20 protein-coding genes are annotated in these 19481 nt (G+C 44.0%); 15 read left to right on the forward strand and 5 right to left on the reverse strand.

The window, feature by feature from the left end:
* Positions 1-495 precede the first annotated feature (495 nt).
* The 3 genes from NYR25_01005 to NYR25_01015 are packed head-to-tail and all read left to right on the forward strand — an operon-like array spanning position 496 to position 3606.
* Positions 496-1434, forward strand: coding sequence for an exopolyphosphatase (locus tag NYR25_01005; GenBank protein ID UWF34015.1), 939 nt, complete (start codon positions 496-498; stop codon positions 1432-1434).
* Positions 1431-2657, forward strand: coding sequence for a hydroxymethylglutaryl-CoA reductase, degradative (locus NYR25_01010; protein UWF34016.1), 1227 nt, complete (start codon positions 1431-1433; stop codon positions 2655-2657). Before NYR25_01005 ends, NYR25_01010 begins: the two co-directional genes overlap by 4 nt.
* Positions 2650-3606 carry an IpaB/EvcA family protein gene (locus NYR25_01015; protein ID UWF34017.1) on the forward strand — a complete coding sequence of 319 codons (957 nt, stop codon included), beginning with the start codon at positions 2650-2652 and terminating at the stop codon, positions 3604-3606. Before NYR25_01010 ends, NYR25_01015 begins: the two co-directional genes overlap by 8 nt.
* Before the next feature lie 167 nt (positions 3607-3773).
* Here the strand turns inward: NYR25_01015 and NYR25_01020 are convergent, their stop codons facing one another.
* A complete protein-coding gene (locus NYR25_01020; GenBank protein ID UWF34018.1) occupies positions 3774-3965 on the reverse strand; it encodes a PspC domain-containing protein in 192 nt (63 codons plus the stop codon).
* Between the two features lie 142 nt (positions 3966-4107).
* Here NYR25_01020 and NYR25_01025 point away from each other — a divergent pair, with 142 nt between their 5' ends.
* The 12 genes from NYR25_01025 to NYR25_01080 all read left to right on the forward strand — a co-directional run bounded on the left by NYR25_01025 (position 4108) and on the right by NYR25_01080 (position 15572).
* Entirely contained in the window at positions 4108-4773 is a 666-nt protein-coding gene (locus tag NYR25_01025; protein UWF34019.1) for a hypothetical protein, read from the forward strand.
* A 77-nt stretch (positions 4774-4850) separates the two neighbouring features.
* On the forward strand, positions 4851-5699 hold the full coding sequence (locus NYR25_01030) for a DUF72 domain-containing protein (protein UWF34020.1): 849 nt from the start codon (positions 4851-4853) through the stop codon (positions 5697-5699).
* 76 nt (positions 5700-5775) lie between these two features.
* Positions 5776-7803: a methionine--tRNA ligase gene (metG, locus tag NYR25_01035; protein UWF34021.1), complete on the forward strand. Its 2028-nt coding sequence runs from the start codon at positions 5776-5778 to the stop codon at positions 7801-7803.
* A 623-nt stretch (positions 7804-8426) separates the two neighbouring features.
* Complete coding sequence (locus tag NYR25_01040) at positions 8427-9209, forward strand: TatD family hydrolase (protein UWF34022.1); 783 nt, start codon at positions 8427-8429, stop codon at positions 9207-9209.
* A complete protein-coding gene (gene rnmV, locus NYR25_01045) occupies positions 9196-9765 on the forward strand; it encodes a ribonuclease M5 (protein UWF34023.1) in 570 nt (189 codons plus the stop codon). The genes NYR25_01040 and rnmV overlap by 14 nt, the downstream gene beginning before the upstream one ends.
* Positions 9749-10642: a 16S rRNA (adenine(1518)-N(6)/adenine(1519)-N(6))-dimethyltransferase RsmA gene (gene rsmA / locus NYR25_01050; protein UWF34024.1), complete on the forward strand. Its 894-nt coding sequence runs from the start codon at positions 9749-9751 to the stop codon at positions 10640-10642. The genes rnmV and rsmA overlap by 17 nt, the downstream gene beginning before the upstream one ends.
* Before the next feature lie 126 nt (positions 10643-10768).
* Positions 10769-11074 (forward strand): Veg family protein, encoded by a 306-nt coding sequence (locus NYR25_01055; protein ID UWF34025.1) that lies wholly within the window; start codon positions 10769-10771, stop codon positions 11072-11074.
* A gap of 351 nt (positions 11075-11425) precedes the next feature.
* Positions 11426-12277: a 4-(cytidine 5'-diphospho)-2-C-methyl-D-erythritol kinase gene (gene ispE / locus NYR25_01060; GenBank protein UWF34026.1), complete on the forward strand. Its 852-nt coding sequence runs from the start codon at positions 11426-11428 to the stop codon at positions 12275-12277.
* A 9-nt stretch (positions 12278-12286) separates the two neighbouring features.
* Positions 12287-12799 (forward strand): TetR/AcrR family transcriptional regulator, encoded by a 513-nt coding sequence (locus NYR25_01065; protein ID UWF34027.1) that lies wholly within the window; start codon positions 12287-12289, stop codon positions 12797-12799.
* Between the two features lie 137 nt (positions 12800-12936).
* Positions 12937-13416: a universal stress protein gene (locus NYR25_01070; protein ID UWF34028.1), complete on the forward strand. Its 480-nt coding sequence runs from the start codon at positions 12937-12939 to the stop codon at positions 13414-13416.
* A 14-nt stretch (positions 13417-13430) separates the two neighbouring features.
* Positions 13431-13883: a universal stress protein gene (locus tag NYR25_01075; GenBank protein ID UWF34029.1), complete on the forward strand. Its 453-nt coding sequence runs from the start codon at positions 13431-13433 to the stop codon at positions 13881-13883.
* 252 nt (positions 13884-14135) lie between these two features.
* Positions 14136-15572 carry a DHA2 family efflux MFS transporter permease subunit gene (locus tag NYR25_01080; protein ID UWF34030.1) on the forward strand — a complete coding sequence of 479 codons (1437 nt, stop codon included), beginning with the start codon at positions 14136-14138 and terminating at the stop codon, positions 15570-15572.
* A gap of 107 nt (positions 15573-15679) precedes the next feature.
* Here NYR25_01080 and NYR25_01085 read toward each other — a convergent pair whose 3' ends face one another.
* The 4 genes from NYR25_01085 to NYR25_01100 all read right to left on the reverse strand — a co-directional run bounded on the left by NYR25_01085 (position 15680) and on the right by NYR25_01100 (position 19389).
* Positions 15680-16555 (reverse strand): alpha/beta hydrolase, encoded by an 876-nt coding sequence (locus tag NYR25_01085; GenBank protein UWF34031.1) that lies wholly within the window; start codon positions 16553-16555, stop codon positions 15680-15682.
* 170 nt (positions 16556-16725) lie between these two features.
* Complete coding sequence (locus NYR25_01090) at positions 16726-17484, reverse strand: ATP-binding cassette domain-containing protein (GenBank protein ID UWF34032.1); 759 nt, start codon at positions 17482-17484, stop codon at positions 16726-16728.
* A complete protein-coding gene (locus NYR25_01095; GenBank protein UWF34033.1) occupies positions 17477-18397 on the reverse strand; it encodes an ABC transporter permease in 921 nt (306 codons plus the stop codon). The genes NYR25_01090 and NYR25_01095 overlap by 8 nt, the downstream gene beginning before the upstream one ends.
* A complete protein-coding gene (locus tag NYR25_01100; protein UWF34034.1) occupies positions 18394-19389 on the reverse strand; it encodes an ABC transporter substrate-binding protein in 996 nt (331 codons plus the stop codon). The genes NYR25_01095 and NYR25_01100 overlap by 4 nt, the downstream gene beginning before the upstream one ends.
* Positions 19390-19481 lie beyond the last annotated feature (92 nt).

The following is a 19481-nucleotide window of genomic DNA, read 5'->3' on the forward strand; positions in this document are numbered from 1 at the left end:
TGATTGAGGCCTTGATTTGGTTAACCGGAAGAAATTGAGTTCTGGAGCACGTTTCGACTGTGTAGCAAAAAAGCGTAGAATTAGGGCCTTAATCGTGGTTTTAGCGATTGAGGCCCTAATTTGGTTACCGGAAGAAGTTGGGGCAGAAAACCCGTTTCGACTATGCAGCAGGAAAGCACAAAATCAAGGCCTTAATCACGGTTTGGGTGATTAAGGCTTTGATTTGGTTAACCGGAAGAAATTGAGTTCTGGAGCACGATTCTCTATTAGCAAAGGATAGCCAATTAAAAAGGGACCCTCAGGATTTTTAAAGTCTAAGAGAGCTCTTTTTTACTTTCCCACGCCTGGCAAAATGACGGGACCAAATTTCTTTAATAATAATTACGGGACGTTAATTGATAAGGTTTTACTAGATTTGCCAACTCTTTAACGCGCTCAACCATTTGGAATGGTAAAATAAAAAATGAATATATCAATTAAAATGAGGATCCCATAATGAAAAATTTAGTAATTGTCGATTTAGGGTCGAATTCGGTACGGATGGCCATTAACTCGATTACGGATGAAGGCACGTTCCGGGAAATCAGGCGGGTTAAAGAAGACTCGCGAATTTCTGAAGGTATGGGACGCGAACGCTTGCTTCGACCACAAGCAATCAACCGGACGATTGAAGCACTTCACCGTTTTAAAGCAATTTATGAAGAGTACCCGAGAATTGAAGTTCGCGGGATTACCACGGCGGCGGTGCGGATGGCCCGTAACCAAAAAGACTTTTTAAAACGCGTTCAACGCGAAACGGGAATAAAATTAGAGGTTTTGTCGGGAGACGATGAAGCCTACTACGACTACCTTGGAGTGATTAACTCCTTAGAAGTTAAGGATTGTTTGATTTTGGATACCGGCGGAGCCAGTTGCGAGTTAATTGACGTGCATAATGGTAAGGCGCGAAACATGATCAGTATTCCGATCGGGGCAGTGTCGCTTTCGGAACGATTCCACCTGAACAACGTAATTCGGGGAGATAATTTATTTTCTGCCGAAATGTTTGTTAACAAGCAACTCCGTGACGTTTGGTGGATTATGGATGCCTTTAATAAACCAGTAGTTTTGTTAGGAGGCGCGAACCGAACGCTAGCCCGGATCAACCGTTGCCGGCAAAAAATTGCCCGCGTAAACAACATTCATGGCTATCGCTTAAAAACGGAAGCAATCAACCGCACCTTCCGTTCCTTAATCACCCGTAACCTGGAAAATCGTAAAAAAATTGCTGGCTTGGAAACCGCCCGGGCCGACATTATTGTGGGCGGGGTGTTACCCTTAGTAATGCTGTTGCAAATGATTGATTCAGACCGGGTGATCTTCTCGGAAAGTGGAGTTCGGGAAGGTATTATTTCAGAATATATTAACCAACACGCAAAGGGAGCTAATTTATGATTGAAGGATACCATCGGTTAAGCCGCCAAGCCCAGTTGGAATTATTGTCGGAATTAACTGGCGTAGGGGTGGCAACGTTAGCTAAGTTGCCGATTGATGCCGTTCGACAACAACAAATCGAGAACTATTTAACTGACTTTAAAGTCCCAGAAGGAATTGCGGTGAACTTTCAGGTCAACGGACGGGAACACGTGGTTCCCATGGTCACTGAAGAACCTTCCGTGATTGCGGCGGCCAGCAACGGAGCTAAGTTAGTTTGCCAAGCTGGCGGCTTTCAAGCCCAAAGCCAGCGCCTAATGCGGGGCCAGTTGTTAATTAACACAAAGGCAAGTATCGAAATTAGCCAATGGGTAGTTGACCACCAAGAGCATTTACTAGAAGTCGCCAATGCTGCCCACCCCTCGATGCAAAAGCGCGGGGGCGGTGCGTTAAAAATTATGCCACGTCCGTTATCCGCTACCCAAATATCCGTGGATCTACTGGTAGATACACGGGAGGCGATGGGTGCCAACACCATTAACACCATGCTGGAAGCCTTGAAAACGGAATTTGAGGTGGCTGAAATTGGTGTAGAAATGGCAATTCTATCTAACTTGGCTGATCAAGCGCTGACTACGGTTACTTGCACGATTCCCGCCACGGTTATTGATCCCGCAGTGGCCCAAAAAATCGCTGATGCAAGCGAATTTGCCCAGGTAGATCCGTACCGGGCGGCCACCCATAACAAGGGAATTATGAATGGAATTGACGCCGTAGTGATGGCTACCGGAAACGACTGGCGGGCAATTGAAAGTGGTGCGCACGCATTTGCGGCGCGTGACGGACAGTATCGGGGACTAAGTACTTGGCAAGTAGTTGATCACCAGTTACAGGGCCGACTGGTAGTACCGTTACCGGTCGCTACGGTCGGCGGATCAATCGGGATTAATGAACAAGCCCAATTGAACCTGGAGCTTCTTCAAGTCGATAGTGCTAACCAGCTTGCGGAAGTGATTGGCGCGGTCGGTTTGGCCCAAAATTTGGCGGCCCTTAAAGCCATCGTGACCGAAGGAATCCAGCACGGCCACATGCGACTACAGGCAAAATCACTTTTGCTAGAACACGGGTTACCCGCAACTAAGTTAAACGAGGCGGTACCGCGATTGCTAAAAGAATCGCGGATTGACGCCACCCATGCCCAAAAAGTTATTGAACAAATGAGAAAGAAGGATCTTGATGAGTAATGTAGAGGTTAATGACCAAGTAAAATCACTGTTAGAAGCCGTTAACGCAATCTTCCCGGGGGAGATCCGTTTAAGCTTTGGTGACCAGCAGGCCGGATTCGTTCGGCACGACCAGGCCCAACAATTCCACGAGCCGGGTAAAATGTTAATTAAGGTGGATGATATTACCGCGCCTAACTACACGGCTTCCCACGAACTAATTCATTTATTGATGGTGCTGAAAGGATTTCCGCAACTATACTTTGGGTTAACGACTGGCGAAAGGGAAACTGACCAACAATTAATGTTTCTAATTACGGAGCTTTACGATGTGATTGCTCACGAAGTGGTAGTTGATGAACAACGCCGTCACGACCTGATTGATGAACAGGTGGAAGCCGAGTTCTTGAAAGGAATTCAGGACGCGGTGGAACCGGAAACGGATGGTAAAGTAGATGGCTTTAGCGCAATCCGGTTAATCATGATGATGGACGCGATTAATTTTTACGGTGACCACCTTGCTGATTATGAAGCAAAATTAACCGCGGATTATCCAACCACGTTTGCAACTGCCCAAAAAATGATGGCAAAATTAAACCAACGCAGTATCACCAGTCCGTTTGATTTACACCGAAAAGTGGTCAAAGCATTTACGCTGGTAGATCAGCAGCTCCAAGAATGGGGCTTGCCGGAACTTCACGCGTTGGAATTTGCTACGTTAGGCAGCGTATTTAGCGAACGTCAATTACGGCTATCCGTTAAACAACTATTCCAAATTTACCATTCGGAATTACACGAAAAAGCTCAGGATACCCGGGCCTTTGTAGGACTAGGAATTGGCGACCAACAAAACGCTTTTGTAGTCCCCACCCCAAAGGACAAGCCTAGCGATGAGTACTTCCGCGAATTGTATGCGAAGAACGTTAAAGACTTTTTTGACGAAATTAAGATGCCGTACACCATTCGCTAATTTAATTATTAATTCAAAACTCTGGTTGCGGTCTTCGACGGTGACCGGAGTTTTTACATGGTTGGAAGTCGACATTCTTAACGAAACACGGCTAAAAAGATGAGCATAATAAAAAACCAGAAAAATTTGCAAAACAAATTTCTCTGGGCTCGTTTTAAATGAAGCAATTATGGTTTTTCAGGAACGACCATCATGGCAACTAGGTAAATAATGAGGCCGGGGAAGAAACCAGTAAAGACGGTGATGGCAGTGTAAATAATTCGTAATAGGTTCGCGTCCACGTGGTACGTTTCCGCAAAGCCACCAATTACGCCGCTGATTACCCGATCAGTGGATGATTTATACAATGGTTTATTCATGTGCTCACCTCATTTCGTTTACTACATTATATAACATTTAGGTAAGAAAGATGTTAAAGATGAATCCCGATAGCTAGGCAGAAAATTAAATGGTAGAATTATTAGGTACTGATTCCATGTGTAAATTGGAGACATTGAAAATATGAGTGAAAAAGGTTGGAGAATTACGGCAGGTTTTGCCGGGATACTTTCATTAGTGGCGGTATTCTTGTTTATGTTCCGCATGTTAGTGGGCAAGATTGATTTTTGGACGATCCTGTTCTTTTCGTTAATCGTGGTTGGAGCGGTTGCGTATGCGTTGATTCACATGATTTTGAAAATTAGGCGGTTAACTCCGCGCAAAGAATCGGTTACCGAACAGGTTTCCGAAACTAAAGAGTTTGTAGGACTTTTTATGAGCATTCTAGTGGTTTTTGCCTGCGCAATCGGGTTTGGTTTCTTTAGTAAAGAAGCAGCTGGCGAGGCGGCAGGAACCGTACTATTTGGGGCAACCTTAATTACAATTATCGCCAAGATCTATGACATCTGGCGGTTGACGAACGCTAAACAACGGAGACAAAAAATGGTCGCTCACGACCCGATTTGGCCATTGTCGCAAGCCGAAAAAATCGGTTGTGGCCTGTTCTTGATTGGGGCCCTAGGAATGTGGTTATGGGCACCGTTGATAGCGATTAGCTACGTCGGACTGTTGATTTTCTTGATTAAGCCGATTCGGCACCGGGTTGAAGGTCGGTGGATCGACGTGCTTTTAATGGAAATCAACTTAGTAATGGTAATTTTATCGACACTTTTGGTGGTTTTTAAATAAATATTAATAAAACTGAAATCAAACTAACCGTGAACTTTGGATTTGAATTTCAGTTTTTTATTTAGAAAGGAATTCAAATGATAGAAATTGGTTTAAGTACGTGGACAGACCATCCGGCGTTATCGACGGAAGGAAAAGAAAAGGCCACGTTAACGGAATACGCTGGTCACTTTCCATTGGTGGAAGTCGACAGCTCCTTTTACGCGACGCCTTCCTTATCCAACGTGGTAAATTGGCAGCACCAAGTTCCGGAACAGTTTCGGTTCATTTTTAAGGCTAACCAAGCGATGACGCTCCATGATGGGGTAGTCGATGAAGACTACTTAACTACCGAACGGCGGATGGTATTCACCGACTTTTATAAGGTCATGCAACCCTTAGTGAAAACTAACCAACTAGCCGCGGTGCTCTTTCAATTTCCACCGTCGTTTCGTTGTGAACTAAGAAATATTCGTTATCTATTCGAGATTCGTCAAATGATGGGTAAGCTCCCGATTGCCGTAGAATTTCGTAACGCTAGTTGGTTTACCGACGCGGTGACGGAGGATACTTTATCGTACTTGCAACGGCTACGAATGGTTAACGTGACGGTGGACGAACCCTTTGATGGCAACCAAGGGATGCCGTTTGTTTTGCAAGTCACCAGCACAAAACAGGCGTTTTTCCGGCTACACGGGCGCAACGCCAGCGGCTGGTTCAGTAGTGGAAAAAACTGGCGGCGCGAACGAACCAACTACCGGTATTCGACTACAGAGTTAAAAGAATTAGCGGAATCCATCAAGGCAGTTGCGGAATCGGTCCAAGACGTTATGGTGATTTTTAACAATAACGGGAATCACGATGCGGTAGCCAACGCTAAAGAATTGCAAGAACTCCTGGGAATTCATTTTACGGGACTGGGACCGATGCAGTTAGACTTATTTTAGCCCGGGAAGTGCCCGTTTTTCCGCGTGCTATATGGTACAATAACAGTAATTATCTTTAGACTAGAATTGAGGAACCATGATGGCAGAAAATAATACTTATTACATTACAACACCGATTTATTATCCATCCGGCAAATTGCACATTGGTAATTCCTATACCACGATTGCTTGCGATGCGGAAGCCCGTTTTCAACGGTTACAAGGCAAGGACGTCTTCTTTTTAACCGGTACTGACGAACACGGCTTGAAGATTGAACAAAAGGCAGAAGCTCTGTACACAACCCCCCAAGCTTATGTAGACGACATGGCTAAAGGGATTAAAGAACTTTGGAAATTACTCGAAATTTCCAACGACAAATTTATCCGGACTACCGATGAAGCTCACGAAAAGTCCGTTCAATATATCTTCCAAAAGTTACTTGACCAAGGTGACATTTACCTCGGCGAGTACGAAGGCTGGTACTCCGTTTCTGACGAAGAATACTTCACCGAATCCCAATTAGCTGAGGTTTACCGTGACGAAAACGGCAAGGTGATTGGTGGTAAAGCACCTTCTGGTAACGAAGTTGAATTAGTTAAGGAAGAATCATACTTCTTCAAGATGAGTAAGTACGCGGACTGGTTGCTAGATTACTACGAAAAGCATCCCGACTTTATTCAACCAGCTAGCCGGATGCACGAAATGATCAACAACTTCATTAAGCCAGGCCTTGAGGATTTAGCGGTGACCCGGACAAGCTTCAAGTGGGGCGTTCCGGTCAAAAATGATCCTAAACACGTAATTTACGTTTGGATCGACGCGCTTTCTAACTATATCACCGCATTAGGCTACGGTAGTGACGATGACAGCTTGTTTGAACGTTACTGGCCGGCTAACGTACACATGGTTGGTAAGGAAATTGTACGGTTCCACACTATTTATTGGCCAATCATGTTGCATGCGTTGGGATTAGAAATGCCAAAACAAATTTACGGCCATGGTTGGTTGTTGATGAAGGACGACAAGATGTCCAAGTCAAAGGGAAACGTAATTTATCCCGAAACCATTGTGGAAAAATACGGGTTAGACGCGCTTCGTTACTACCTATTGAAGGCGATGCCTTACAGTAATGACGGAAACTTCACGCCGGAAGACTTTGTTTCTAAAATTAATTTTGATTTGGCAAACGACCTAGGGAACTTATTGAACCGGACCGTTGCCATGATTAATAAGTACGAAGGCGGCGTGATTCCTACGTTCCAAAGCGGGGTTAACGAAGTCGATGAGGACCTTGAAAAGGTTGCTGCAGAAACCATTAAAAATTATCAAGAATTAATGGAAAGTATGCACTTTAGTGACGCATTGGCTGAAGTTTGGAAGCTAGTTTCTCGTTCAAACAAGTACATTGATGAAACTACTCCATGGATTTTAGCACGTAACGATGATGAAGAATCAAAACAAAAATTAGCTAGCGTGATGAACCACCTTGCGGAAAGCTTACGGATCATCGCAATTTTGATTCAACCGGTGATGACGCAATCACCAGCGAAGATTTTCGGTCAACTAGGTTTGGATCCGGCAACGATGGAACTTCAAGGCTTACGTTTTGGCGAAATTCCAGCCGGTACTAAGGTGGTAGAAAAGGGAACGCCAATTTTCCCTCGACTAGATATTGAAAAAGAAGCGGCATTTTTGAAGGGCCAAATGACTCAATCAGACAAAAAGAAGGGACGGGCAGCAATGGCAGAAGCAAATCAAGCAAAGGCATCGGAAGAAAACGTAAACGAAGCTAAAAAAGAAATTCGTATTGAGGCATTCGATAAAGTTGAACTACGGGTAGCAGAAATTCTGGAAGCGGGCCACGTAGAGGGCGCTGACAAGTTATTGAAGTTCAAATTAGACGCGGGCGATGAAGAACCACGCCAAATTTTATCCGGAATTGCACAATGGTATCCAAACCCAGAAGTATTAGTGGGTAAGAAGGTAGTGATCGTTGCCAACTTGAAGCCAAGAAAGATGCGCGGCGAAATTAGTCAAGGAATGATCTTGTCAACGGAACGCGATGGCCAAGTAAACGTGGTAATGGTGGACGAAAAACACGAAAATGGAGATGTGCTGGGATAAAAACCAGAGGGCGGAGTAACCCGAGCAGCTCTTGAGGATTAACGGAATTATCTAATTAATCGCGGGATAGGCGATTGATTAGATAATTCCGTTAATCGGAAGAAGCTAGGGGATCGGAGCCGATTTCGACAAAGCAGCCAAGTAGCGCAAGGATTAACGGAATTATCTAATTAATCGCGGAATAGGCGATTGGTTAGATAATTTGGTTAACCGGAGAGAGCTGGGTTACGGAGCCAATTTCGGCAAAGCAGCCAAGTAGCGCAAGGATTAACGGAATTATTTAATTAATCGCGGGTTAGGCGATTGGTTAAATAATTTGGTTAACCGGAAGAAGCTAGGGGATCGGAGCCGATTTCGACAAAGCAGCCAAGTAGCGCAAGGATTAACGGAATTATTTAATTAATCGCGGGATAGGTGATTGATTAGATAATTTGGTTAACCGGAGAGAGCTGGGTTACGGAGCCGATTTCGGCAAAGCGGCCACTCCCGCTGTATTTATCCTAAGAACCTGGAATTGATAAGTAAAATGCGAAGAAGCTGGGAAAAACGTTGTTCACCCCAGCTTTTTTGCTATTAAGTAGATGGGCGTTAAGCCCAAGTTAAAAGTTGGGGAGGTAATCAAGATGAAAATTTTTGATTCACACACTCATTTAAATGACGATGCTTTTTGGGGAGATGAACAAGCATACCTTGATCACGCCCGTAAGCTAGGGGTTAAGGCCACCGCCCAAGTCGGTTCTAATACCGTCTTAAACCAGCGGGCTCTAGAATTAGCTGAAAAATATTCTCACACGTACGCGATCGTGGGATGGCACCCGGAAGACGCAAAAGATTTCCACGAATCTGAACGAGCAACGTTATTGGAACAGTTGAAAAATCCTAAAGTAGTGGCTTTAGGAGAGATTGGATTAGACTATCATTGGGATACGTCGCCCCAAAAAACGCAACGGCGGGTTTTTGCGGAACAAATCCAAATCGCACAGGAGCACAACTTACCGATTGCCATTCATAACCGAGACGCGATGGAAGATACCTACGAGATTCTAAAAAATGCCAGTGCGCACCCAATTAAGGGCGTAATGCACAGTTTCAACGGCGACATTGCTTGGATGGAAAAATTTTTAGAACTGGGGTTAAACATCTCGTTTAGCGGGGTGGCAAGTTTCAAGAAAACTAAGGAAGTCCACGAAGCCGTTCGCCAGGTCCCCTTAGATCGGATCATGGTGGAAACCGACGCGCCATATTTGGCACCAGAACCTTTGCGCGGTAAGCAAAATGAACCGGCTTACGCGCTTTACGTGTTGGAAGCATTAGCACGTCACCGGGACATGGATCCGGATGAATTAGCAAAAGCCACATTTGAAAATACATGCAAACTTTATGGGATTGAAAATGAAGAAAATTAAAGAAGTAATCGTAGTTGAAGGAAAAGACGACACCAAACGAATTAATTTAGCGGTTAACGCGGATACTCTAGAAACGCGGGGATCGGCGTTATCTGACGAAACGATTGAACAAATTCAGCAATTACAAGAAACGCGGGGAGTAATTGTATTTACCGATCCTGATTTTTCAGGCGAAAAAATTCGTAAAACCATCGCGGCCGAAGTGCCGAACGTTAAGCACGCTTTCTTAAAGCGCAGCGATGCCGTTCCCGATCACAAGGGTAGTCTAGGGGTCGAACACGCTAGCCCAGAAGCAATTCGGCATGCATTAGAGCACCTTTATACGGAAGATGACGAAGCGTTGCCTCAAATCTCCCAAGATGATTTAATGGAGGCTGGATTAATTGTTGGCAAAGAAGCTAAACAGCGCCGGATTAAATTAGGCGAAATATTGGGAATTGGCTATGTAAACGCCAAGCAGCTACCAAAAAGGCTGCAATTATTCCAAGTGGCAAAAAGTGATTTTGAACAAGCGGTTCAACAAATTGACGGAGGAAAGTATGAAGAATCAGATTGAGATTGGCAATCCCACGCGGACACGGGCAATTTTAGAAAAATATGGCTTATCCGCCAAAAAAAGTTTAGGTCAAAACTTTTTAACCGATCCGAACGTGTTGGTTAACATTGTAGATGCGGCTGAAATTGATGATGGGGATGACGTAATTGAAGTAGGACCCGGAATTGGAAGCCTTACGGAACAAATTGCGAAGCGGGCTCACCAAGTTTTGGCTTTTGAAATTGACCAAAATTTAATTCCCGTTTTAGACGAGACGTTAGCACCGTACGATAACGTAACAATCATTAACGAAGACGTTCTTAAAGCCAACGTTAACGAAGTGGTCGCGGAACATTTCGATGGCCAGCACCCGATTAAGCTAGTGGCTAATTTGCCGTATTACATTACCACCCCCATCTTAAAATCGTTTATGGCAAGCTCTTTGCCAATCGCGAAGATGGTGGTGATGATGCAAAAAGAAGTTGCCGATCGGCTTACTGCGCAGCCTGGGGATAAGGAATACGGTTCGTTATCCGTCGTGGTGCAGTATCGCATGCAAACTCAGGTAGAGTTCACGGTTCCCGCCCGGGTGTTTGTTCCCCAGCCTAAGGTGGATTCTGCGATCGTTAGCTTAACGCCGCGCAAAGATTGGCCAGTTTATCCTGCAGACGACCGTGATTTCTTCAAAACGGTGCACGGATGCTTTATGCACCGGCGAAAGAACTTGTGGAATAACATGCAGGGGTTGTATGGCAAGGCACCGGAAACTAAGGAAAAAATCCAATTCGTATTAGACGAGTTAGAAATTGACCCGCACATCCGTCCAGAGCGGTTAACGGTGGTTGATTTCATCAAACTGCACAACCAAATTCAAACCGCGGGATTAAAGCGTAAATAAACCGTTTTAATTGAAATAAAGCACAAAAAAACTAAATGTAAAGCGTTGATATTCAATTGTTGGTGTGGTAAAATTGCATCTTTTGTGAAACTATGATAGAATGTTTCACATGGGAAGGTGAAGTTAATGCCAATCACACTAGCTACAATAAAAGATAAACTCGATAATCGTATCGGGGAAGAATTATTGGTAGTCGCTCAGGCTGGCCGCAAGAAAGTTACCAAACGGCGTGGACGATTGCACATGACATACCCAGCCGTTTTCGTAGTTGATTTGGATCAAGACGAGAACTCCTTCGAACGTGTGTCGTATAGTTATACAGACATTTTAACTAGAAACATCAAACTAAACTTTGACGATGAAACTGATGGTGAAGAAGACACCGAAGACATCGAGGACGAAGAAGCCGAAGCAGAATTTGATGCAGAATAACTTCTAGCTAATCAAACTCTAAGAGCCGTGGCCATTGGTTGATTGATGCCCAATCGCGCGGCTCTTAAGTATGGAAAAAAGCTGTTGTTTGAGACAGCAAAAGACTGCACAGTCAATTAGATTGTGCGGTCTTTTTATTTGCAACCAAAATTGGTTTTGGTAAAAAAATCTGCAAGCCATCAATTAGCTATTACACCTAGTTATGCTTCGGGCTACCGTTACTAATTAATTTAGGCATTGAATTTCACTAATAATTAGGGTTAAGTTTCACTTTATGTTAAACACCCTTTTTTATTTTGTTTAATTTTCTAGTATAATCAGTATTAAAAGTAAACAAAGCGGGTGGAGTAAATGGAAATCACCGAGAAAGCTCCTGCTAAATTGAACCTTTTTTTAGACACGCCATTCAATCATCCCGATGGTTTACCAGAATGGAACATGATTATGACGTCGGTTGATTTAGCGGACTATGTCAAGATTGAAAGTATTCCAGGGCGCACGGGAATTAAGGTGCGAACGAATACTGGTTTTTTACCTAACGATAGTCGGAACTTAGCGTATCAAGCAGCCCGAGTTTTGCAAGAAAAGTACCAAATCCGCGCGCGAGTGAACATTGAAATTCGAAAACATATTCCAGTGGCTGCTGGATTAGGCGGCGGATCTTCGGATGCGGCAGCGGTGTTACGCGGTTTAAACCAATTGTGGGATTTAAAGTTAGATAATCAGGAATTAGCTAAAATTGGGTTAACCATTGATTCAGACGTTCCGTTTTGCGTCTATGGGCACACGGCACACGTTTTGGGAAAAGGGGAGCAGGTGATTCCCTTAAAAAAATTGCCCCCCATGTGGGTAGTGATTGCCAAACCCAAACTTAGCGTTTCCACACCCCATATTATTAGTAAAATTGAACATCAGGCTTTACAGCACTCTAATATTAAATTGATGCTCGACGCGATTGAACGCGAGGATTATGATAGTATTTGTCGTTATATGGGGAATGTTTTAGAACAAGTAACCGGAAAAGAACATCCGGAAGTACTAAAAATTAAGGACAAGATTAAACAATTTGGGGCGGATGCAGCGCAGATGAGCGGAACCGGCCCAACCGTGTTTGGAATTTGTTCCAAATCGACCCGGGCTAAACACATCGTTAACAGCTTAAAGGGTTTTTGTCATGAAGTATACTTAGTGAGAATTTTGTGAGGGATAGAAATGGCTAATCATGAAGCAACAAAAAAGAAAATTGTCGACGGGTTATTTGAGTTGTTAAAGGATAATGAGTTAGCCAGCATATCAGTTAGTAACATTTGTCAGACTGCGTCAGTGTCGCGGATGTCGTACTACCGAAGTTTTAAATCGAAGGATCAAATCATTGACTATAAAATTGACCAGATTTTTACGGACTTTTTTAACTACTTGATGACCCGGCCTAACCACGATATTAGTGCCTTTTTAGAGGCTTATTTTGCGGTTTGCCGAAAAAACTCCTACTACATTGGAATTTTAATTGATGCTGACTTAAACGACCGCTTATACAACAAATTACATTTTTACTTAACTGATTTAATTGAAAAAGGGATTTTCAAGTTACGCACAGATATCCCGGTAATGTGGGTTAATTTTGCGGCTGGTGGCTTGAACCAGATGGTTGTGCAGTGGGTAAAAGATGGCCTCGTGCAGACAAACCAAGAAATGGTAATGGTCGCACATCGCTTCCTAAGGTAATATATTTAGCACGGCTGGCAACGTGATTAACGTTGCACAACGGCATAACGAACGGAATCCGTTCTGCTATGGGGGATTGGTAGCGCTCTCGTAGGAAATTTACTATAATAGAAACATAAATTATGGGAGTGATGGACATGCTCGAGTATAAAAAAATTTTAGTACCAATTGATGGCTCTGCTAATAGTGAATGGGCGCTGAAGAAGGCGATTTCGGTAGCCCAACGTAACCATGGGCATTTAGACGTGGTTACCGTCATCCAGTCCTCACGTTTTATGGATATTTATGGGCATATGGGTACTAACATGAATTACGTCGAAGTATCCCTCCTCCATGCTAAGGAATATGTCGATAGTATTAAGGAACAAATTCAGCAGAAGTATCACTTTACTGATATAGATGTGTACGTGGAAGCGGGCGACCCGAAGACCGTAGTAGCTACTGATTTACCAGAAAAATTAGGGACGGACTTAATTATGATGGGATCTACGGGGCTAAACGCGTTACAACGAACGCTGCTCGGTTCGGTAGCTGATTACGTGGTTCGGATTGCGCCAGTTGACGTGTTGCTGGTGCGCACCAAGATGGATAATTTCACGATTGCTAAGGAAGTATAATAGGAGGAATTGAGATGAGTAGTACGCGGGAATTGAACCCAAGAAGATTCAGTCAAATTTTGGTCGGGGTAGACGATTCCCCGGACGCACAATTAGCCTTTCGGTTTGCAATGAACCGGGCTAAGCAAGATGATGCTGAATTAGACTTGGTAACGGTCATTGAAGAAAACGACATTAATATTTACCAGGCGTTGGATAAAAACTTCATCACCCAAAAACGGGCTGAATTGGAAAAGCATTTGCAAGATTACCGAAAAATTGCGCTTGAATTTGGAATTAAGAAAGTGCAAACCTATATTGCAGAAGGGGAAGCCGGCGAAACAATCGTTAAAAACGTAATTCCACGGGTTAACCCGGATTTATTAGTAATTGGTTCCTCTTCTAAGACGGGAATGGCCAAATACTTTGGTTCGCAAGCGTCATACATGGCTAAGCATGCGCCAATTTCGGTACTGGTGGTCCGTTAAACAAGTATTTTCAATAAAACGTTGGTTAATTTCTGAAATTAATCATGAGTATCTAAACAAGTAAGCAAAGGGTTTGCGGGATGTTTTCCGCAAACCCTTTTTGTGATTTGACGATGGTTTGGGCGTGACTTTCACAAAGTTTCAAGAAAAAACTTACGAAAAAAATTTCTTTCTGCTATAGTAATCTAGTTGCGTCATTAGACAGGATACTTAAATAAGTAAGTACGTGAAAGAAAGAGGGTTTGATTTTAAATGAAACAAAATGAAAATAACGGCATGATGCAGGCTAGGGTCCCGGTTGCCCACCCAATGCTTGTGATGGCTAGCATGATGATTGGTGCGTTTGTGGGAATGTTTAGTGAAACTTCTTTAAACATTGCCTTACCCCAATTAATGAGCCATTTAAACGTCGCCGCTGGAACAATCCAATGGTTGGTGACGGGTTACATGTTGGTGATTGGAATCGTATTACCATTTTCGAGTTTGATTTCTAAATGGTTTACCACCCGTCAAATTATTATTTTTGGGCTATTAGCGTTTATCGTTGGTGCGGTGGTTTCCGCGTTGGCTACGGCTTTTCCAATGTTGTTGGCCGGCCGGATGATTCAAGGAATTGCAACTGGTTTGATTTTGCCAATGATGTTTACCGTGGCAATGCAAGTCTTTCCGCCTTACAAGTTAGGGGCGGCAATGGGGATGTGTGCCTTGGTAATTATGTTTGCGCCAGCAATTGGACCAACGTTAACTGGTTTGATTTTGGCTAAATTATCTTGGAACTGGATTTTCTGGGCGTTCGTACCATTTTTAGTAATTGCATTACTATTTGCGATTTTTGGGTTAAAGAACGTTGGTGAATTGACCAAACCTAAAGTCGACGTCCTTTCCCTACTAGAATCAATTATTGGTTTTTCAGGAATCGTAATGGGCGTCAGCTTTGCCAGTGAACAAGGATGGGCTTCGCCATTAGTATTGGGTTCGTTAATTGTTGGGATTATCGTCTTAGCACTTTACGTTAAACGCCAGCTTGTTCTTACTGAACCAGTCCTTAACTTAAAGATTTTTGCCATTCCAGCATTCCGGACCGGCGCGGTCTTGGTAATGTTAGATTTTGGCATTATTTTGTCGGCAATGTACTTGTTGCCTATGTACATTCAACGAGGATTGTTACTACCAGTTGCCTTAACGGGGATCATCATGTTGCCTGGGGGCATTATCAACGCGTTGGTATCCGCGGTCGCTGGTCGGCTTTATGACAAGGTGGGCGCAAAAACTCCGGTACGCTTAGGCTTGATCATTGCCTTGGTAGGTGCGGTGATGCTAGTATTCACCACCACTCATACGTCAATTGCGTACTTAATTGCGGCTCACGTGATTTTGATGGTCGGCGCGCCGTTGGCAATGTCTCCAGCGCAAACGTACGCGTTGAACTCGTTGCAGGGCCCACAATCTGGTGATGGAAGTACCATCATGAACACCATGCAACAAATTGTAGGTGCAATTGCGACGGCCTTGGCAACCAGTTTGTTGGGAATTGGTCAAGCCGCATATCAAAATCACCATGGCAGCGGCCACTTGAGTGCAGCGTTTACGAACGGAACCCATTACGGATTTTACTTTACGATTGCTTTAATTGTGGTTGGTTTGTTAGCTTCATTGAAAATTACTACGGCTAAGGATGCTGAAAAATAAGCGATTAAGCCACTAAAATAGCCTTACTGAAATAGATTTTTCAGTAAGGCTATTTTTATGTTAGCTGATTTCTTAGATTAGTGGGCGGAAGTGCTTAAAAGTGACCGCTACTTCTTTTGCCACAAAAACTCAATTAACGCGCGGTTAACCCGGGCATTGTTATGCAATTTGCTGTGTTGCGCGTTTTTTCCATGGATTTCAAGCTCCGTGTATGACTTGGCTCGGGGACTTACTAAATATTTTAACGACTTAGCGGAATTTACCGGCACGGCTTCGTCAGAATGGCTGCCATCGTCTAAATCACCATAAATATTAAGTACGGCAGTTGAAGTTGGAAAATTTTTCCGCAGGTTGAGCAATTCTTGGTAAGCAGGGGTCATCCAGCTTGGTTTGCCAGTAGCCTGGTTAACGGTGGTCTGCTCACTCTTCTTTTCACCCATTAGTCCGTTGTAATGTCCCGCAATTGCTACCAAATGGGTAACCTGAGGAAGCTTGGCATTGTGCAAATTATCATTGAGGTAATTGATAATTTCAAGGTTTCCCATCGAATGACCAACTAGGTTGATTGAGTGATAATGATGCTGTTTTTCTAAAGCGACGACAACTTGTTTAATGTATTCGCCGCCACGATGATATCCGCTAACGTAATCTTCGTGGCCATTATTTGCCGTCAGTTTGTTATCCGCTAAGTTAACTTCCACGATGGGGTTAATGGCGTCCGCGGGGATGGAACGATTAAACGTAACTTGGCCATTTTTGTCAACGTCCGCGCGGACTACGGTACTAGTAACTCCGGCTCGACGTGCTGCGTCAACCATTTTTTCTTCAGCGTGAAAACTGCTTCCCCAGCCATGGACAAATAACGTTGGAGTAGTGGACTGAACGTATTTTGCGGTGGTTGTTGAACGATGCGGACCCGTTAAGTAGACTATTCCAGTCGCAACGATTAGCAATCCCAATAAAACTAATAGTATTTTTTTCATCAAATCCTCCTTAACCTTTGGTGAAATTCCCGATGGATTTGGAATTGGTCACATTATATCCGTAATTATGGATAATGAAAAATATTTATTTTTAATTATTAAGGATAATCGTTGGTTATACTTGAGCATTTACCCGGTTAATAAGCAGGCAAAACTAAATGGAGGAGAACCTAGTAAATTGAAAGTTCCCGTAAATCCGCCTGGGCCTTTTCTTCGGCGTTTAAATCTTGGGTGATTTGCCCGTTTCGTAAGACTAGAAGCCGGTTACCGTATTTGACCGCGTCGCTAAGTTGGTGGGTGATCATCAAGGCGGTTAGATGATCCGCAGAAATCCGTTCTTGGGTAGCCACCATTAGTTCGGTGCTGGTTTTAGGATCGAGGGCCGCCGTATGCTCATCTAGTAAAAGAATTTCTGGACGATTAATGGTTGCCATCAAGAAGCTTAAAGCTTGGCGCTGCCCGCCAGATAGGCTTCCGGTTGGAGTTTTAAGGCGGTCGCTAAGTTGGTTAGGCATGCTTGCGGTAATCTGTTTGAATTCGGCAGTATGTTGGTTTAAACGGCGGGGACGCAATCCGCGACGTTGCCCACGTTTCGTTGCTAATAATAGGTTTTCCGCGACGGTCATCCGGGGAGCAGTACCTAACTTAGGATCTTGGAAAACGCGACTAATGTAGCGGGTCCGTTTTTCTTCGGAAAGGTGGGTAATGTCCTTCCCGGCAAGCAAAATCTGCCCCTCATCGACAGCTAAATTTCCAGCAATTACGTTAAAAAGGGTTGATTTCCCAGCTCCGTTAGAACCTAATAAGGTGATAAAGTCATTTTGATAAACCTTTAAATTAATGCTTTTGAGGATTTGAATTTCTTCGCTAGTGTGCCGGTTGGCGTAGACGGACACGTTTTTTAATTCTAAAATTACTTGGTTATTCATTTGAATCACGCTCCTGACTAATTGGTGAAAGGCCGCGGTGGACAATGTTGGATAAACGCAGCTTTTGGCGCAAAGTTGGCAACATCAGGCAAAGGGCCAATACTAATGAAGAAATTAAGTTTAAATCGTTAGTGTTAAAACCGGCCTTAAGAACTAAGAGGAGTACGAACCGGTAGATGATGCTACCGCAAACTACGGCAACGAGACGTTGGTTCATGGTCAACTCTCCGAAGACTACTTCACCAATAATGATCGAAGCGAGCCCAATTACGATGATTCCAATTCCCATGTTAACGTCGGAATAACCGTCGCTTTGGGCAATCAAGGCACCAGAAACGGCAATTAAGCCATTGGAAACCATGAGACCTAAATTCTTCATCTGGTCGGTGTGAATTCCTAGGGACTTCGCCATTTTTTCGTTGTCCCCGGTCGCGATGAAGGCTTGGCCAAGTTCGGTTTGCAAGAAAAGTGCTAGAAGGGCAACCACTACGGTGATAATTAGCAAGCCTAACAATACGCTGTCGAAGAAGGGCGGTAATGAAGTTAGAAACGCTCCACTAAACAAGGTGCGGTGGCCTAACAGCGAGACGTTTGAAGTTCCCATAATTCGTAAGTTGATGGAATAACAGGCGGTCATCACTAAAATTCCGGCTAACAGAATCGGAATTTTACCCTTGGTGTACAGTAAACCGGTGGTCAAGCCCGCTAACATACCTACGCCAAACGCGAGTACGGTTGCTAAAAGTGGATCCATTCCATGGGTGATGGCGGTGACGCTCACGGCCGCCCCTAACGGAAAGGTTCCTTCCACGGTCATATCGGGAAAGTCTAAAATCCGAAAGGTTAAAAATAATCCTACGCCAAGGAGCCCCCATAGCAACCCCTGGCCAATGGCAGAAGTAATTAGATTCATTTGTAAATAACCCCTTCCTTTTGTGCTTTTTGTAGTAAGCTATTAGGAATTTCAATTCCCATTTGTTGTGCTTGTTTTAAATTGATGGTTAAATCACCGCGTTTAAGGTATTCAACCGGATTCTCCCGAACTTTTTCGCCCTTTAAGATACGACCAGCCATTTTTCCGGTCAACACGCCGAGTTTATATTGGTTCACGCTGTAAGTGGCAATTCCGCCATTTTTGACCATGGAATCAACCGCTGGGAAAACGGGTACGTTAGCAGCGTTAGTATTTTTGACCAACGTCGACATCGCTCCGGCAATCGTGTTGTCGGTCGGAACGTAAACCGCGTCCACCGCCTGAGCCATGGATTGCGAAACCTGGTTAAGGTCGTTGGAGTTCGCGATGGAATACGCCTTAAGATTAATGCCAGCCTTCTGGGCCAGCTTTTTAAACTGGTGGTACTGGGTCACGGCCGAGTTGTCACTAGAAGTATAAATGATTCCCAAAGTGTGCAAATGTGGCATGAGCTGCTGAATTAGTTGCAACTGTTGGGCTAACGGCGCCTGGTCGGAGACGCCGGTAACGTTCGTGGTCGGATGCTTTAGGTTAGTCATTAAACGTGCACCTTTGGGGTCGGTAATTCCACTCATAATGACCGGCGTTGTACTGGTAGTATTTGCCAAAGCAAGGGCGGCTGGGGTGGTAATCCCAATCGATAGGTCGACCCCTTCATTTTCAAACTTCTCACTCATGGTTTTGAGGTTACTCTGATTTCCCTGAGCATTTTGGTAGTCCACCTTTAGATTCTTTCCCTCAGTAAATCCGGTTTGCTTTAAGCCAACGTAAACTCCCCGTTGAATTTGTTTTAAAGCTGGTTGATCCATCAGTTGGAGGATGCCAATTTTTTTAGTGGCTTGGCTGGATTGACCAGTGGGGTGGCCCTCCTTGAAAAAGGCGAATCCCAGAAACGCAAAAATGATGATGATAAAACTTAACATTCTTTTCATACAAGCAAGCTCCTTAAAATAAAGTAATAAAAAAGGACAAACCCAGGGGGCCTGTCCAAAAAAAGGCCCGCATGGCGGTTAAGAATCCATGC

It is taken from the genome of Pediococcus acidilactici (assembly GCA_024970065.1).
Lineage (GTDB): Bacteria > Bacillota > Bacilli > Lactobacillales > Lactobacillaceae > Pediococcus > Pediococcus acidilactici_A.

Coding starts and splice junctions, on each gene's coding strand:
- NYR25_01005 (UWF34015.1), top strand. CDS start 496: ATGAAAAATTTAGTAATTGTCGATTTAGGGTCGAATTCGGTACGGATG.
- NYR25_01010 (UWF34016.1), top strand. CDS start 1,431: ATGATTGAAGGATACCATCGGTTAAGCCGCCAAGCCCAGTTGGAATTA.
- NYR25_01015 (UWF34017.1), top strand. CDS start 2,650: ATGAGTAATGTAGAGGTTAATGACCAAGTAAAATCACTGTTAGAAGCC.
- NYR25_01020 (UWF34018.1), bottom strand. CDS start 3,965: ATGAATAAACCATTGTATAAATCATCCACTGATCGGGTAATCAGCGGC.
- NYR25_01025 (UWF34019.1), top strand. CDS start 4,108: ATGAGTGAAAAAGGTTGGAGAATTACGGCAGGTTTTGCCGGGATACTT.
- NYR25_01030 (UWF34020.1), top strand. CDS start 4,851: ATGATAGAAATTGGTTTAAGTACGTGGACAGACCATCCGGCGTTATCG.
- metG (UWF34021.1), top strand. CDS start 5,776: ATGATGGCAGAAAATAATACTTATTACATTACAACACCGATTTATTAT.
- NYR25_01040 (UWF34022.1), top strand. CDS start 8,427: ATGAAAATTTTTGATTCACACACTCATTTAAATGACGATGCTTTTTGG.
- rnmV (UWF34023.1), top strand. CDS start 9,196: ATGAAGAAAATTAAAGAAGTAATCGTAGTTGAAGGAAAAGACGACACC.
- rsmA (UWF34024.1), top strand. CDS start 9,749: ATGAAGAATCAGATTGAGATTGGCAATCCCACGCGGACACGGGCAATT.
- NYR25_01055 (UWF34025.1), top strand. CDS start 10,769: ATGCCAATCACACTAGCTACAATAAAAGATAAACTCGATAATCGTATC.
- ispE (UWF34026.1), top strand. CDS start 11,426: ATGGAAATCACCGAGAAAGCTCCTGCTAAATTGAACCTTTTTTTAGAC.
- NYR25_01065 (UWF34027.1), top strand. CDS start 12,287: ATGGCTAATCATGAAGCAACAAAAAAGAAAATTGTCGACGGGTTATTT.
- NYR25_01070 (UWF34028.1), top strand. CDS start 12,937: ATGCTCGAGTATAAAAAAATTTTAGTACCAATTGATGGCTCTGCTAAT.
- NYR25_01075 (UWF34029.1), top strand. CDS start 13,431: ATGAGTAGTACGCGGGAATTGAACCCAAGAAGATTCAGTCAAATTTTG.
- NYR25_01080 (UWF34030.1), top strand. CDS start 14,136: ATGAAACAAAATGAAAATAACGGCATGATGCAGGCTAGGGTCCCGGTT.
- NYR25_01085 (UWF34031.1), bottom strand. CDS start 16,555: ATGAAAAAAATACTATTAGTTTTATTGGGATTGCTAATCGTTGCGACT.
- NYR25_01090 (UWF34032.1), bottom strand. CDS start 17,484: ATGAATAACCAAGTAATTTTAGAATTAAAAAACGTGTCCGTCTACGCC.
- NYR25_01095 (UWF34033.1), bottom strand. CDS start 18,397: ATGAATCTAATTACTTCTGCCATTGGCCAGGGGTTGCTATGGGGGCTC.
- NYR25_01100 (UWF34034.1), bottom strand. CDS start 19,389: ATGAAAAGAATGTTAAGTTTTATCATCATCATTTTTGCGTTTCTGGGA.